At 45.5% G+C, this 14,629-nt stretch carries 11 protein-coding genes and 1 pseudogene; 7 read left to right on the top strand and 5 right to left on the bottom strand.

The window, feature by feature from the left end; genetic code table 11:
* Positions 1-288 precede the first annotated feature (288 nt).
* The gene (polA, locus tag V1U08_RS12455; protein ID WP_330470706.1) at positions 289-3,081 is read left to right on the top strand and encodes a DNA polymerase I; all 2,793 of its coding nucleotides are present in this window, start codon (positions 289-291) and stop codon (positions 3,079-3,081) included.
* Positions 3,082-3,274: 193 nt separating this feature from the next.
* Entirely contained in the window at positions 3,275-3,322 is a 48-nt protein-coding gene (locus V1U08_RS22910; RefSeq protein ID WP_438356636.1) for a hypothetical protein, read from the top strand.
* 517 nt (positions 3,323-3,839) lie between these two features.
* On the opposite strand, the gene yihA is transcribed toward V1U08_RS22910, so the two are convergent.
* Entirely contained in the window at positions 3,840-4,499 is a 660-nt protein-coding gene (gene yihA, locus V1U08_RS12450) for a ribosome biogenesis GTP-binding protein YihA/YsxC (RefSeq protein WP_014230510.1), read from the bottom strand.
* Positions 4,500-4,658: 159 nt separating this feature from the next.
* Between yihA and V1U08_RS12445 the strand changes: the two genes are divergently transcribed.
* A complete protein-coding gene (locus V1U08_RS12445) occupies positions 4,659-5,276 on the top strand; it encodes a c-type cytochrome (protein WP_014230511.1) in 618 nt (205 codons plus the stop codon).
* Between the two features lie 12 nt (positions 5,277-5,288).
* Here V1U08_RS12445 and V1U08_RS12440 read toward each other — a convergent pair whose 3' ends face one another.
* On the bottom strand, positions 5,289-5,423 hold the full coding sequence (locus V1U08_RS12440) for a hypothetical protein (protein WP_257739801.1): 135 nt from the start codon (positions 5,421-5,423) through the stop codon (positions 5,289-5,291).
* A gap of 645 nt (positions 5,424-6,068) precedes the next feature.
* Between V1U08_RS12440 and V1U08_RS12435 the strand changes: the two genes are divergently transcribed.
* The 4 genes from V1U08_RS12435 (at position 6,069) to hemN (ending at position 9,355) form a co-directional block, all read left to right on the top strand.
* A complete protein-coding gene (locus V1U08_RS12435) occupies positions 6,069-6,707 on the top strand; it encodes a class I SAM-dependent methyltransferase (RefSeq protein ID WP_014230512.1) in 639 nt (212 codons plus the stop codon).
* Positions 6,707-7,249 carry a Der GTPase-activating protein YihI gene (gene yihI, locus V1U08_RS12430; protein ID WP_014230513.1) on the top strand — a complete coding sequence of 181 codons (543 nt, stop codon included), beginning with the start codon at positions 6,707-6,709 and terminating at the stop codon, positions 7,247-7,249. Before V1U08_RS12435 ends, yihI begins: the two co-directional genes overlap by 1 nt.
* Positions 7,250-7,256: 7 nt before the next feature.
* A complete protein-coding gene (locus V1U08_RS12425) occupies positions 7,257-7,745 on the top strand; it encodes a DUF2489 domain-containing protein (protein ID WP_014230514.1) in 489 nt (162 codons plus the stop codon).
* A gap of 218 nt (positions 7,746-7,963) precedes the next feature.
* The gene (hemN, locus tag V1U08_RS12420; RefSeq protein ID WP_014230515.1) at positions 7,964-9,355 is read left to right on the top strand and encodes an oxygen-independent coproporphyrinogen III oxidase; all 1,392 of its coding nucleotides are present in this window, start codon (positions 7,964-7,966) and stop codon (positions 9,353-9,355) included.
* Positions 9,356-9,421: 66 nt separating this feature from the next.
* Here the strand turns inward: hemN and add are convergent, their stop codons facing one another.
* From add to glnG, 3 genes and pseudogenes are all read right to left on the bottom strand, one after another.
* On the bottom strand, positions 9,422-10,426 hold the full coding sequence (gene add, locus V1U08_RS12415; RefSeq protein WP_014230516.1) for an adenosine deaminase: 1,005 nt from the start codon (positions 10,424-10,426) through the stop codon (positions 9,422-9,424).
* Between the two features lie 147 nt (positions 10,427-10,573).
* Positions 10,574-13,120: pseudogene (locus tag V1U08_RS12410) on the bottom strand (EAL domain-containing protein).
* An 89-nt stretch (positions 13,121-13,209) separates the two neighbouring features.
* Entirely contained in the window at positions 13,210-14,613 is a 1,404-nt protein-coding gene (gene glnG / locus V1U08_RS12405) for a nitrogen regulation protein NR(I) (protein ID WP_014230518.1), read from the bottom strand.
* Positions 14,614-14,629: the final 16 nt, after the last annotated feature.

The following is a 14,629-nucleotide window of genomic DNA, read 5'->3' as shown; positions in this document are numbered from 1 at the left end:
ATAACTTTTCCACATTTGATGATCATTTTTAGATCGTTGATCTTTTCATCTTAAAATAAAATTATTTAATATTATTAGTAACTTAACTTGGTTATTTTCTTTGTTTTGTAATCTTGTATAACCAGTGGATAAATAATATAAACAGAGTTATCCACAGGAGGGGTTGAGTTTTAGTGTATCAGCTCGAAATATTTACGCGATCTGGATCGAGCGAACAAGATAGATTCGGATCAGTAGTCATGGCATCCTAAGCAGATCTATTAAGTACTGACTTGGATACAGACAATTATGGCAAGTATTCCTGAAAATCCGCTGATTCTTATCGACGGTTCTTCTTATCTATATCGCGCTTTTCACGCCTACCCAGGCACAATGAGTAATGGTGAAATACCAACTAATGCCGTCTACGGTGTAGTAAACATGCTACGCAGTATGATGCGTCAGTTTGCGTCTGATCGTATTGCAGTGGTTTTTGACGCGAAGGGTAAAACCTTCCGTGACGATATGTATCCAGAATACAAAGCGAATCGTCCGCCAATGCCGGATGATCTTCGTTGCCAAATCGAGCCGTTACATAATGTGATTCGCGCAATGGGCTTGCCTTTAATTTGTGTTCCTGGCGTAGAAGCGGATGACGTCATTGGTACTTTGGCTTATCAGGCATCGCAAAAAGGCATGCCAGTATTGATCAGTACCGGTGATAAAGACATGGCGCAGTTGGTGGATGACAATATCACCCTTATCAACACCATGACCAATGTTGTGATGGATCGTGAAGGTGTGATTGAAAAGTTCGGTATTCCACCGGAGTTGATCATCGATTACCTGGCGTTAATGGGCGATAAAGTCGACAACATTCCGGGTGTACCGGGCGTGGGTGATAAAACTGCAACTGCGTTGTTGCAAGGTATCGGTGGCCTGACGAAGCTTTACGAAAACTTAGATGATATTGCTCCACTGGGTTTCCGTGGTTCAAAAACCATGGCGAAGAAGCTCGTCGACAACAAAGAAAATGCAATGCTGTCGTACGAACTCGCCACTATTAAGCTCGATGTTGAATTGGAAGAAACGCCGGAATCACTGCTCAAAGCAGAACCAAGCAAAGACGAGCTGATCAAGTTATATGGTCAACTGACGTTTAAGTCTTGGCTCAATGAGCTGTTAGAAGGCGGCTCAGGCGCTGTAGAAGCGGTCGAAATGGCTGGGTCTGCACGGGCATCGTCTGCGTCTTCTCATGCTGAGATGGAAACGTCAGCGGTGACGATTGATCGCAGTCAGTACGAAACCATTTTAGACGAAGCGTCCTTGAATGCTTGGTTAGACAAACTAAAAGCGTCTGAATTGTTCGCTTTCGATACCGAAACAGACAGCCTCGACTACATGGTAGCGAATCTGGTTGGTCTCTCGTTTGCGGTAGACGAAGGCATCGCAGCTTATGTTCCTGTTGCTCATGACTACCTTGATGCACCGCAGCAGCTAGACCGCGACTGGGTGTTAGAGCAGTTAAAACCTATCTTAGAAGATGAGTCGCAAGCGAAAGTCGGCCAGAACCTGAAATACGATGCATCTGTTTTAGCTCGCTACGGCATTGAGATGAAAGGTATTAAGCACGATACCATGCTGGCTTCTTACGTATACAACAGCGTAGGCGGCAAACATGATATGGACAGCTTAGCGCTACGTTTCCTTCAGCATAGCTGCATCTCCTTTGAGCAAGTTGCAGGTAAAGGTAAAAAGCAGCTTACTTTTAATCAAATTGAACTCGATCAAGCGTCCCCATACGCAGCAGAAGATGCAGATGTGACGCTTCGTCTGCACAACCGTCTGTTTGCCAATATTGAGCAAGACGAAAAGCTGAAATCGGTGTACGAAGATATCGAAATGCCACTTGTTCCTGTGCTTTCTCGTATCGAGCGCACTGGGGTATTGATTGATGACATGAAGCTGGGCGCTCAGTCGGTAGAAATCGCCGCTCGCCTTGAAGAGCTTGAGAAAAAAGCTTACGAAATTGCAGAGCAAGAGTTCAACATGAACTCGCCAAAGCAGTTACAAGCTATCCTGTTTGAGAAAATGGGTTTACCGGTAGTGAAAAAGACACCATCTGGCACGCCTTCGACCAACGAAGAAGTGTTGCAAGAATTGGCTCTAGACTACCCATTACCAAAACTGATTCTTGAATACCGTGGTCTGGCAAAGCTGAAATCGACTTACACCGATAAGCTGCCGAAGATGATTAATCCAACCACAGGACGCGTACATACCTCTTACCATCAAGCGGTAACGGCGACTGGTCGCTTGTCATCAACCGATCCAAACCTACAAAACATTCCAATTCGTAATGAAGAAGGACGCCGTATTCGCCAGGCATTTGTTGCACCGACGGGTTACAAAATCCTGGCGGTCGACTATTCACAAATCGAACTGCGCATTATGGCTCACCTTTCTGGCGACCAGGCTCTGCTTGATGCATTCCGCGATGGTAAAGACATTCACGCAGCCACTGCCGCTGAAATCATGGGCGTGGGTATTGATCAAGTCTCTAGTGAACAGCGTCGCCGAGCGAAAGCGGTTAACTTCGGTCTTATCTATGGTATGAGTGCGTTCGGCTTAGCGAAACAGTTAGGTATCCCACGTGGAGAAGCACAAACCTACATGGATAAGTACTTCGAGCGTTACCCTGGTGTGATGCAGTATATGGAAGACACGCGCAGTGCTGCAGCCGATCAAGGTTATGTTGAAACCATCTTTGGTCGTCGTTTGCACCTACCAGAGATTAAATCTCGTAACGGGATGCGTCGCAAAGCAGCAGAACGTGCGGCGATCAATGCGCCAATGCAAGGTACAGCGGCAGACATCATCAAGAAAGCGATGTTACTTGTTGACCAATGGATTCAGGCTGAAGGTGACGGTCGAGTGAAACTTTTGATGCAAGTACACGATGAACTGGTATTTGAGGTTGAAGAGTCATCATTGTCCGAAATTGAAAGTAAAGTACAGAAATTGATGGAATCTGCAGCAGAGCTGAAAGTGCCTCTGGTTGCTGAAGCTGGTCATGGTGACAACTGGGATCAGGCTCACTAGTCATTTTTAAATCGATTTGTCTAATTTATTATGAGCCAGCGCACAAACGCTGGCTTTTTTTTACGATTAAAAAAGACATGGCAGTCTTAGGTTTGCTGTCATTTAATAAAACTTTAATGAAAAAAAACTACAAAAATTCTTTGCAATTCTGACCAATTGTTGTACATTAATACTCGTAGGGTACAGAGGTAAGATGTTCTATCTTTCAGACCTTTTGTTTCACGTTATTGGATTAGGCTGATTCAGCCGCCCCAGTCAGTTTTTGACTGGGGCGTTTTTTATTGGGACAAAGAAAAATATGTTAAAGAACAATTACTTATTGTTTTTTTGGCTTTTCCATCAACCTCCCCCTTTCTTTAACTCCTTACAAAACCTGACTTTTTTCTGCATTTAGCCGTTCTCTACGTCCTGTAAATTTACGCCAGTCACATTCTGATTTTTTCTCCACAGAAACTAAGTCTTTAATAATCACAGTTGTATTTATTTTAAGTTTCTGAATTTTATCATTTTTATTGTGATTGAATATGGCAGGGAGACTATAGTGGGGAAATTTGAAGGCTTTTTATGCTATTGAAATCATTTGATAGTTCAGTAATGCTTTACAGCATAATAACAACTACCAAGTTTTCTCTCCCGTTATCCCTGCCAGGAAGGTGGGGATTTTTATTTCTGTCATTTCCTTTCTTATTCGTTAGATAAACAAAAGCCCCACCAACGGGTTGGCAGGGCTATCGCAAAAATTTAACAAGAATTGTTAATTATTCTTCATTGCTCTCTGGCGTTTCTAATTCGTCTTCTTCAATCAGATGTGCCAGTGCAGGCGCAAACCAGGTGTCCAGTTTGGCACGCAGCTGATCAACACCTAAACCTTTCAGAGACGAAAATACGTCCACGTCTACATCACCACCGAAAGTTTCAACTTGCTTACGAATTTTCAGTAGCGTCTGTTTACGGGCACCGCTTTTCAGTTTGTCTGCTTTGGTCAGCAGCACTTGCACTGGAATACGGCTGTCGATAGCCCAGAAAATCATTTGCTGGTCGAGATCTTTCATTGGGTGACGGATGTCCATCAGAACCACTAAGCCTTTTAGACACTCGCGTTTCTGAAGGTATTCGCCCAAAGATTTCTGCCATTTGTTCTTCATCTCAACTGGGACTTGAGCAAAGCCGTATCCCGGTAGATCGACGATATGACAACCTTCTTCTACCTTGAAAAGGTTGATCAACTGGGTACGACCCGGTGTCTTTGATGTCTTGGCTAAGCTTTTTTGGTTAGTCAGACGGTTAAGTGCACTCGATTTACCAGCGTTTGAGCGTCCTGCAAACGCAATCTCGACACCTTCGTCCTCCGGCAAGTGGCGAATATCGGGTGCGCTGGTGATGAAATGCGTATTTTGGTAATGAATTTTTACGCTCACTGTTAACTCCATCTCGACTTTGTGTAGTCGATTGATTACTTTTTTGTGAAATTGTGTAAAATAACCGTGCTCGGCATGAGGTCGCCTATTGTACCATGAGTGTACACGGTATGTTCACATTCCGTGGTACTGGAAGCTTGATAATTATAATGGAATGTCATGAAGAAATTAGCGCTAATTTTGAGTGTTTTAGCCAGCTGCTCAGTATGGGCCCAAGGTAGTATTGAGGCTGGTAAAGCAAAATCACAAACCTGTGTCGCCTGTCATGGTGCAGATGGCAACAGTGCAATCGCAATGTACCCTAAACTCGCTGGTCAACACGCTAAGTATCTTGAAAAACAGTTGCAAGATCTTAAGTTAGGTATGACAAGCGGTGGTAAGCAAGGTCGTTACGATCCCGTCATGAGTGGTATGGCAATGCCGCTAAGTGATGAAGACATCGCAGATCTATCCGCATACTTTGCGTCTCTGCCAACGTCAGAGAACTCAACACCTGAAAACGTTGTTGAGAAAGGCAAAGTGCTCTACACCGCTGGTGATGCTGAGCGTGGTCTAACGGCATGTATTGCATGTCACGGTGCTCGTGGTAACGGTACTGAGCTTTCAGGTTTCCCTAAAATTTCTGGTCAGCATGCTGACTACATCAAAGCTCAGCTTACTAAATTCCGTGATGGTAGCCGTGGTAACGATATGAATGCCATGATGCGTGATATCGCGAAGAAGATGACAGATGAAGATATTGAAGTTCTGTCGCAATATGTTGGCGGTCTGCACTGATAACTGATAACCCTACATAGTTCGAGCAATGTTATTCAAAAATGCCCCGGCGAATTCGTCGGGGCATTTTTGTTGGTGACTCAGCTCACACCATAGGTAAGCGGCTAAATAGATATCTAGCTCGGTAGCTTGTAAGACATTTGCCATACTTGTTGTTGCCTTTTTCTCTTCGGTTAACCTTAACGTTATGATTAGTAATATCTTTTGTCTGTGACAGGAAAAATGCTGTAGTTTTTTTCTGTGCTCGGCTTGTCGCAAGGTTTGATCGGCGTAAAGTAGAAGCTGTTCACAGGGGGGTGAACAAAGGGAAATTTAGACCAAGGTTTCGGTCTCAGGGATTCAAGCTAGGGATGCTTGGTTGTTGCAAAAGGACTTGGGTAGGCAGGGAGCCTGCCGGATAAGGATGGTCATCTCGTCTGACGGTTAAGACAGTGAAAAGGATCAGGCACAGGAAGTCGCCCAGAAGACAGGAAGTTAATGGATAGCCAAAATTCATCAGGAAGATGAAAAACAACACTTTTTGGCAAGGAAAGCTCGAAAAACAAAAGGATTATTGGTGCACTCAATGCGTGCAACACAGTTTCGCCACATAAGATGGCATTAGGAAGCGGCAGTTTAACTGTCGCTTTTTTTATTTCTTTCACAATGAAATTGACGTCGAAATTCTCTCAGGAGACGATGTCGCATCAGAATCAGAGTTTTTTAGTAAAAACTGCTGAAAAAATGCTCAGCAACACTCCAATCTGAGTTCAGTTTCTGGTATGTTTCGCATCCCTGTTTGAGGAAGTCAGCATGCATACCTGTCCTTTATGCCACAATCAGCACACTCACCATTATTTTGAAGATAAGCGTCGCGAGTATCTTCAATGTGAACAGTGCCGTTTGGTGTTTGTAAATCCAGACCAACGTTTGGATGCAGATACCGAAAAAGCTCACTATGATTTGCATGAGAACAATCCCGAAGATATGGGATACAGACGCTTTTTGTCGCGAATAGCTGATCCAATGACAGAGCGAATTTCTCCACAATCGAACGGAATCGACTTTGGTTGTGGTCCGGGCCCGACACTTTCTCTGATGTTAGAAGAAACGGGCCACAGCATGGCGTTATATGATCTTTATTACCACCCTGATACATCGGTGCTAGAAAAGCAGTATGACTTCATGACAGCAACAGAGGTGATTGAACACCTCTACCACCCAGATATGGTGTGGAAGCAATGGTTGAATTTAGTTAAGCCAGGGGGCTGGATTGGCCTGATGACAAAAATGGTCATCGACGCAGAGGCTTTCAAATCGTGGCATTATAAGAACGACCCAACGCATGTGGTGTTTTTTAGCCGTGAGACGTTCCAGTTCCTAGCTGAGCGGGATAAGCTCGAACTTGAATTTATTGGTAATGATGTAATTTTACTGAGGAAGACCCAGTAATGAGCCGTAGTAAAAAATCTAGAAAGCCGGGTGCCGCAGGCGCACCTGATATTATTGTCACTCGTAACCGTACTGAATCAGACGTGGAAGGCCGTTTACGTAAGCGTGCGAAAAAGCGCAAAGGTTTGAAAACGGGTAACCGTAATTCAGACGCGAATGAGCAGAAGCAACGCGCCGCTGCACAAAATCGTGACCCACGTTTAGGCAGCAAGAAGAAGATCCCTCTGATTGTTGAGCCAGCGAAGAAGATGACCAAGCAAGAACGTCGTCTGTCTGCGGAACAAGAGCTGGAGATGCTGGAAAACGATGCACAATTGAATGTGTTGTTGGATCGTATCGAAGCAGGTGAGAATCTGGGTACTGGTCTACAAAAATACGTAGACGAGAAGCTGGATCGCATCGAGAAGTTGATGGACCAACTTGGTCTGTTAGAACCTGAAGAAGAAGAGGACTTTACTGCTCCTGCTGCGAAAGGTTCTCGTAATGACGATGATCTTCTTGCGGATTTTGATGATATCAACTTTGACGACTACAAAGGATAATTAAGCGATGAACGTAACCTTATTAGCAATTGCAGGGGCGGTGATCATTATCGCTCTGGCTTCTTATGCAGGTTACCTTCTGCTTCAATTGAAAAAGCAAAAGGAATTGCAGCTGAAGCATCAAAAACTGGCGATTGATAAACGTAACGCCAACATTTTTGAGAACGTGCATACCTTGTGTCAGGCAGGCATTCAAGGCCAGTGCGATTTGTCGGAAATCAGTATTCGTGTCTACTGCATCATGGATTATGTTCAGGGTGAAGACCGCATTGATTTCGACAAAACGTATCCTGCAATTTCTGAGCTTTACCATATTGTTAAAGATATGGCGCGCGGTGAAGATCGCCAGCAACTAGCCAAAAAAGAGCGTATGCAGCAGAATCTGACTCGTCAGAAAGCGGAAAGTCGCTTAACCGAGTCGATCGTTAAAGAACTCGAATTGTTGAAGAAAAACGTCCAGCCACTGAATAATCAAATTAATATTCAGATGATCTAGTCACCAGAACGTTACTTGATTGCTTGAGTCAGTAATTTCACCCCAGTTATGCTCTTGTGGCTGCTGGGGTTATCGTGATCACGCTAGCACTTCTTTGGTTTTATAATTAAAAAGCCAAAAGGTATTACCGCGGTTATCTTTGTCGTGTGGCAAAATAAGCAGCTCTGAATATTGGGTGACGACTTTCGTTGCCCTAACATTTAACGGAAAGTACCACCATGTCGAATCAACACACTGAATCGAAACAACAAATCGTTTGGGATCAAGCAGTATTGGATAAGTACAACTATTCCGGTCCTCGCTATACGTCGTACCCGACAGCATTGGAGTTTCACGAAGCATTTACTATCTCTGATTATGATATGGCATGTGCTCAGTACCCTGATCGGCCGTTATCGTTATACATCCATATTCCGTTCTGTCACAAGCTTTGTTACTACTGTGGTTGTAATAAGGTGATTACTCGCCACTCGCATAAAGCCGATGAGTACCTCGATGTTCTAGAGCACGAAATTCGTCAACGCGCGTCTTTGCTGGTGGGCAGAACAGTAACGCAACTGCATTTTGGTGGTGGTACACCAACGTTCCTATCTGAAAAACAGATCACACGTGTGATGAACCTGCTTCGCCAGGAATTTTTCTTCAGTGATGATGCCGAAATCAGCATTGAAGTTGACCCGCGAGAAATTGAACTCACGATGCTGGATCACCTGCGCAGCGAAGGTTTTAACCGCTTAAGTATCGGCGTTCAGGACTTTAACAAAGAAGTGCAGAAACTGGTCAATCGTGAGCAAGATGAAACGTTCATTTTTGATATGGTGGCACGTGCGAAAGACTTGGGCTTCCGCTCGACAAACCTGGATTTAATCTACGGCTTACCGAAGCAGACCAAAGAGTCTTTTGCTAAGACACTGGAGCAAGTGCTTGAAATGTCACCGGGTCGTCTGTCGGTATTTAACTACGCCCACATGCCGCAGCTGTTTGCCGCTCAGCGTAAGATTAAAGATGAAGACCTGCCTCAAGCCGAAGAAAAGATGGCGATTTTGCAAGATACTATCGCAACGTTAACCGATGCGGGTTACCAGTTTATCGGTATGGATCACTTTGCTAAGCCTGATGATGAACTTGCGGTTGCTCAGCGAGAAGGTGTGCTGCATCGCAACTTCCAGGGTTATACCACACAAGGTGAGTGTGACTTAGTCGGCTTTGGCGTTTCGGCTATCTCGATGATTGGTGACGCTTATGCGCAGAACCAAAAAGAGTTGAAGAAATACTACGCTCAGGTGAATGACCTGCGTCATGCGCTTTGGAAAGGCGTCTCGCTGGATGCGGATGACTTACTACGCCGCGAAGTAATTAAGCAACTGATCTGTAACTTTAAACTGGATAAAAGAGCCATTGAGTCGGAGTTTAAGGTTAAGTTTAATCAGTACTTCAAAGAAGACTTAGAGCTGTTACAAACCTTCATTAATGATGAGCTGGTCGAAGTGGATGACAACGAAATTCGTGTCACTCTACGCGGTCGCCTGCTTATCCGTAACATCTGTATGAGTTTCGATAAGTACCTCCGTGCGAAGGCTCGTCAGCAGCAGTTCTCTCGAGTGATTTAGAATTCGAGAGATTCCGAATACAAGAAATGCCAGCAAATGCTGGCATTTTTTATGATTTTCGCGGAATTAAACGCGATGTTTAACTTTTTCTTTCAGCTCTGCTTTTTCAGCGTCTGACAAGAATGCCAACTCAAGGCCATTGATTTGCGCTTGGCGAATCTGTTCTTGGCTCAAGCCTGCAGCTGGTGCTGCGACTTCGTATTCGTAAGGCAGCTCAATACCTTCAACCGCTGGGTCATCGGTGTTTAGACATGCAAGAACACCATGTTCAAGGAACTGTTTTAGCGGGTGATTCGCAAGAGAAGCAACGGTGCTGGTCTGAATGTTCGATGTCAGGCAAGATTCAATACCAATGCGGTTTTCTGCTAGGTAATCCATCAATTTTGGATCTTCAATCGCTTTCACACCGTGACCGATACGCGTTGCACCTAACGTGTTGATTGCTTGCCACATACTTTCTGCACCAGCAGCCTCGCCAGCGTGAACAGTCACGTGAAGACCCGCGTCTCGCACTTGTTTAAAGTGAGAAACAAAACGATCACCTGGTTGACCTAGCTCGTCACCTGCAAGGTCAACTGCCACAATGTGGTCTTTCTGACTAAGGATACCGTCTAATTCCTGTTGGCAAGCATCGATACCGAATGTACGGCTCATGATGCCAATCAGATTAGCTTTGACACCGAAATCACGCATACCTGCCTGAACACCATCGACGACTGCTTCAACGACACCGGCTACTGGCAAGTTGTGCTTCATTGCCATGTAGTAAGGCGAGAAACGCAATTCCGCGTAATCAATTTGAGCGTTCAGCGCATCTTCCACGTTTTCGTACGCAACACGACGACACGCGTCTAGATCACCCAGTACCGCTACGCCCCAATCAAGCTTTGAAAGGAAAGCAACGAGAGAAGGCTCTGCTTCGACAATCTGAACGTGTGGCGTGAGAGATTCAACGTCGTACGCAGGCAGAGTCATCCCAAATTTTTGGCCAAGATCTAGAATGGTCTGGGTACGGATGTTGCCGTCAAGGTGGCGATGCAAATCGGTAAGAGGAAGGTTCTTAGTTATCATTGTGTTGATCCGGATAGTTATGAACTGGAACAAGGCCCAAACATCATCTGTGACAATACATTGGGAAGATTTGCAATTAAGTATAATTAACAGTTTGGTTGATTGTCAGTAGAGCGTGACCAGGAATTCAACGATTCTCGCTCTTTTCTACTCCATGTTAACTAAATGTGTTGGCCATTCTTCCAGTGGCATAGGGCGGCTGTAATAAAATCCCTGCACCTGATGGCAGCCTATTGAACGAAGCAGTTGAGCTTGCGAGGCGTTTTCTATCCCTTCAGCGACGACGCTGGTTTTAAGTCCAGCCGTTATATTAAGCACGGCTGCAACTACAGATCGCTCTAGATTCTCTTGGCTCAATTGGTTGACGAACGTGCGATCGATTTTCAGACATGTAAAGGGCAGGGTATGCAGATAGCCCAGAGACGAGTAGCCTGTACCGAAATCATCTATCGCGATGCCTATGCCCATATCGCGGAGTTTTGTCATGTTGTCTAGTGTTGTCGGCCCGCTATCAATGATGCGTGATTCAGTGATCTCCAGAGTCAGGTTACTGGCTGGGAGTTTAGTTATTGTCAGCACGCGCGTGACACTATCGACAAAGTCCGGACAGGAAATTTGGTTAACCGAGATATTTACATGCAGTTGGAAGTCTGATGGCCACTGCTTATTTTCAATGGCGTTGTAGGTATCGCGACAGGCTTGTAACAGAATCTGTTGACCAATCGCTTTGATCATCCCGCTCTCTTCTGCGATGGGAATAAAATCCAACGGTGAAATCATGCCTGACTCACTCTGCCAGCGCGCCAGAGCTTCGGCACCACAGGTATTGCCAGTTGCCAAGTCGATAATCGGCTGATAATGCGGAATGAACTCTCGGTTTTCCACTCCGGTTTGAATCTTAGTCAGCATCTGAGTACGGAATTTAGAAGCGCTGGCGAGTTCAGGACTGTAATGGCAGACATTTGAGAGAGAATCTTGTTTGGCGTAACTCAGTGCAATGCTGGCATTACGCAACCATAAGGACATATCTTCGCCTTGCTTGCTTTGCACAATACCAAGCGAGATTTTCATAATGACGGCTTCTTCTTGCGTGATGAATGGAGTCGCAAAGAGCTGCTGTAAACGACGCTCTATGAGCCGAACGTCATTGCTGTTGTGTACATTGGATACAAAAATGGCGAACTCGTCTCCACCGATCCTGGCCAGCAAAGTATCATCTTGAAATTGTTGTTTCAGCCTTTCCGCTATGTCTATCAGTAGTTGATCGCCATTGTGGTGGCCGACACTGTCATTTATGTCCCTAAATCGGTTGATGCCGAGCAAAAATAGCGTTCCGTGGCACTGGCAGCGTTGCTGAGTACACATTTCTACTAACCCTTGGCGGCTGTATAAGCGTGTAAGTGAGTCATAAACCAACTGTTCTCGTAAGGCGGTAAATGATGCTTTTAAATTTGCGGTCATTTCATTAAATGCCTGAACAAGCACTGTGGTCTCATACACATAGCCCGGCTTGGGCAGGCTGCTGTTCCAATCGCCCTTAGCCAACTGGAGTGCAGCAGCAGCAGTGGTATTAATTGGCTTTGTGATGCGATTGAAAATGACCCAGCAGATCGCAATGCCTATTAAGCTGACAATGATGCCCACAAGCCAGCTTTTTTCCTGACTGTCTGGCAACACTCCGAGCAATTCTGCCTCAGAGATAGAGGTACCGATAAACCATTTAATCCCGTTGGGGTCTTCATAGGGTGTGAGTCGGCTGAAGATACGTTGTCCGTTGTGGTCAAAGACAAAGGTAAAAGTTTGCGTGGTGTGGGAAAGATCGAATGAGCGGACCCGAGTGGCGCTGGATTGAATGATTGGATTGGTGCTCTCAGAGGCCAATAAACGCTGTCCTTTATCGGAGAAGCGTGTGCCCCATAATATGACACTGCCGGATTCGGAGTGTGCGACCAAGCGATGCTCCTGATCCAGGATAAATACAGAGGCTTTTGTCTTTTGTGCTACTTCGCGTAGAAACTTGTTAAAGGTATTCAGCCGGACATCGGCGACCAATACTCCCGCTAACTCTTGTTTAAGATACACCGGTGCCATCGCTGACAAAGTAATCTCTTGGCGTTCATCGGAGTTACTATAAATTTCTGACCACATTGGTCTTTGGTTTGTGGCTACCGGTTGGTACCAAGGGCGGTTGCGCGGGTCATAAGAAGTAATGACTGAACGAATATCGTCACTGACCAGACTGGTTTCGTAGATTACCAGATCACCACCGGTTTGTTGGCTTTGAAGCATTAAAGTGTAGTTGCCAGAAGGCTCCAGACGAAAACCGGTAAAGTCGCCACTTTCAGAGCCAAAGGCTATCACATCCAGCTGTGGGATAGATTCAGAAAGGGTCTCAAACGTGCTCAGTAAGTAGGTTTGGATCTCATGGGAATCGATAGGGTGGAAGAGGTTGTGATGATTCACACTATGGGGGAGTGTTGTCACGGCAGCTAGAGGCTCATTTAGAAAACAGTTAAGATGCTCGTGGACACTCTCGGTCAAAACCGACAGTTGCTTATCACTGATATCGGTCACCACCGTTTCGTAGTTCTGCTTCTGGACTTAGACCATTACACTGATAGCCAATAAGAAAATCATCACAAATGGGATGAGTACAGCGGTACGTAGTGTAATTTGAGTCGTAGCAGTAGACATTGTCTAATCACAAAAGGGTGGTGCGCCATATTGTACTGATACGTTTATTAATACTAGATGACAGCTATGCTGTATTATTAATCAAAGTGTCAGTACAACTCCTTTAATTTTCTGGTGAGCGTATTACGTCCCCAGCCTAGTACTTTAGCGGCATCTTGCTTGTGACCTTTAGTGTGTTCTAACGCGGCTTCCAATAAAATGCGTTCAAATTCTGGTAATGCGTAAGAAAGCAGTTCTTTATCGCCTGCTGCTAATGATTGACGTGCCCAGTCCGCCAATTGTTCTTGCCAGCTGCCTTGTGTAGAGTCTGAGATAGTTTTCTTTTCTTGCAGCAGTTCTGAAGGCAGGTCATTGGGTAATACTTCACTACCGCTAGCCATAACGGTCAACCAACGACAAATGTTCTCCAACTGACGCACGTTGCCCGGCCAGTCCAATCTGTTGAGAATTTCTACAGTAGAAGGATGCAGTGTTTTAGTTTCAACGCCAAGCTCGTCCGCAGCGCGCAGCAAGAAGTGCTGAGTTAGTTTCTCTATGTCTTGCTTACGTTCACGAAGTGCTGGAATTTGTACCCGAATAACGTTCAAGCGGTGGAACAAGTCCTCACGGAAGTCGCCCTCATGTACCAGTCTCTCCAGGTTTTGGTGAGTTGCGGCAACGATACGGACATCGACACTGATTGGCGAGTGACCACCGACACGATAGAACTGACCATCAGCAAGAACGCGTAGCAAGCGAGTCTGGATATCCAGCGGCATATCACCGATTTCATCCAAAAATAACGTACCGCCATTCGCTTGTTCGAATCGACCTTGGCGAACATTGTTCGCGCCGGTAAACGCGCCCTTTTCATGGCCAAACAATTCGGATTCGATCAGGTCTTTCGGGATTGCTGCCATGTTAAGTGCAATGAAAGGTTTGCTGGCTCGAGGGCTATGTCGATGCAGCGCGTGAGCCACAAGCTCCTTACCGGTACCAGACTCACCATTGATCAGCACTGAAATTGAAGAGCGGGAAAGGCGGCCAATCGCGCGAAACACTTCCTGCATCGCCGGTGCTTCACCGATGATTTCTGGTGTTTCGGCAGGGATGTCTTCTGGTGATATCTGCACTCGTTTATTTTCATGACTGTGAGCGATAGCGCGCTCGACTAAAGTCAGGGTTTCATCGATATCAAACGGTTTTGGCAGGTATTCAAATGCGCCTTTTTGATACGCATTAACTGCCGCGTCCAGATCGGAGTGAGCGGTCATAATGATGACGGGCAAGTCCGGGTAGTCGCGCTGAACTTGTTTGAGAAGCTCAAGGCCATCGATGCCCGGCATACGTATATCTGAAACCAGAACGTCAGGAACTTCGCGTTCTAGTGCCATTAAAACGCTTTCCCCATCAGCGTAGGTTTCGCACTTAATATTGGCTGAAGAAAGGGTTTTTTCCATCACCCAGCGAATTGAACTGTCGTCATCAACGACCCAAACATATCCTTTACTCATCTACTAGTCCTTGCAG

Source organism: Vibrio sp. YYF0003 (genome assembly GCF_036350715.1).
GTDB classification, from domain to species: domain Bacteria; phylum Pseudomonadota; class Gammaproteobacteria; order Enterobacterales; family Vibrionaceae; genus Vibrio; species Vibrio natriegens.
Note: the sequence above shows the minus strand (reverse complement) of the source record. Positions and strands in the feature narration are given on the sequence as shown.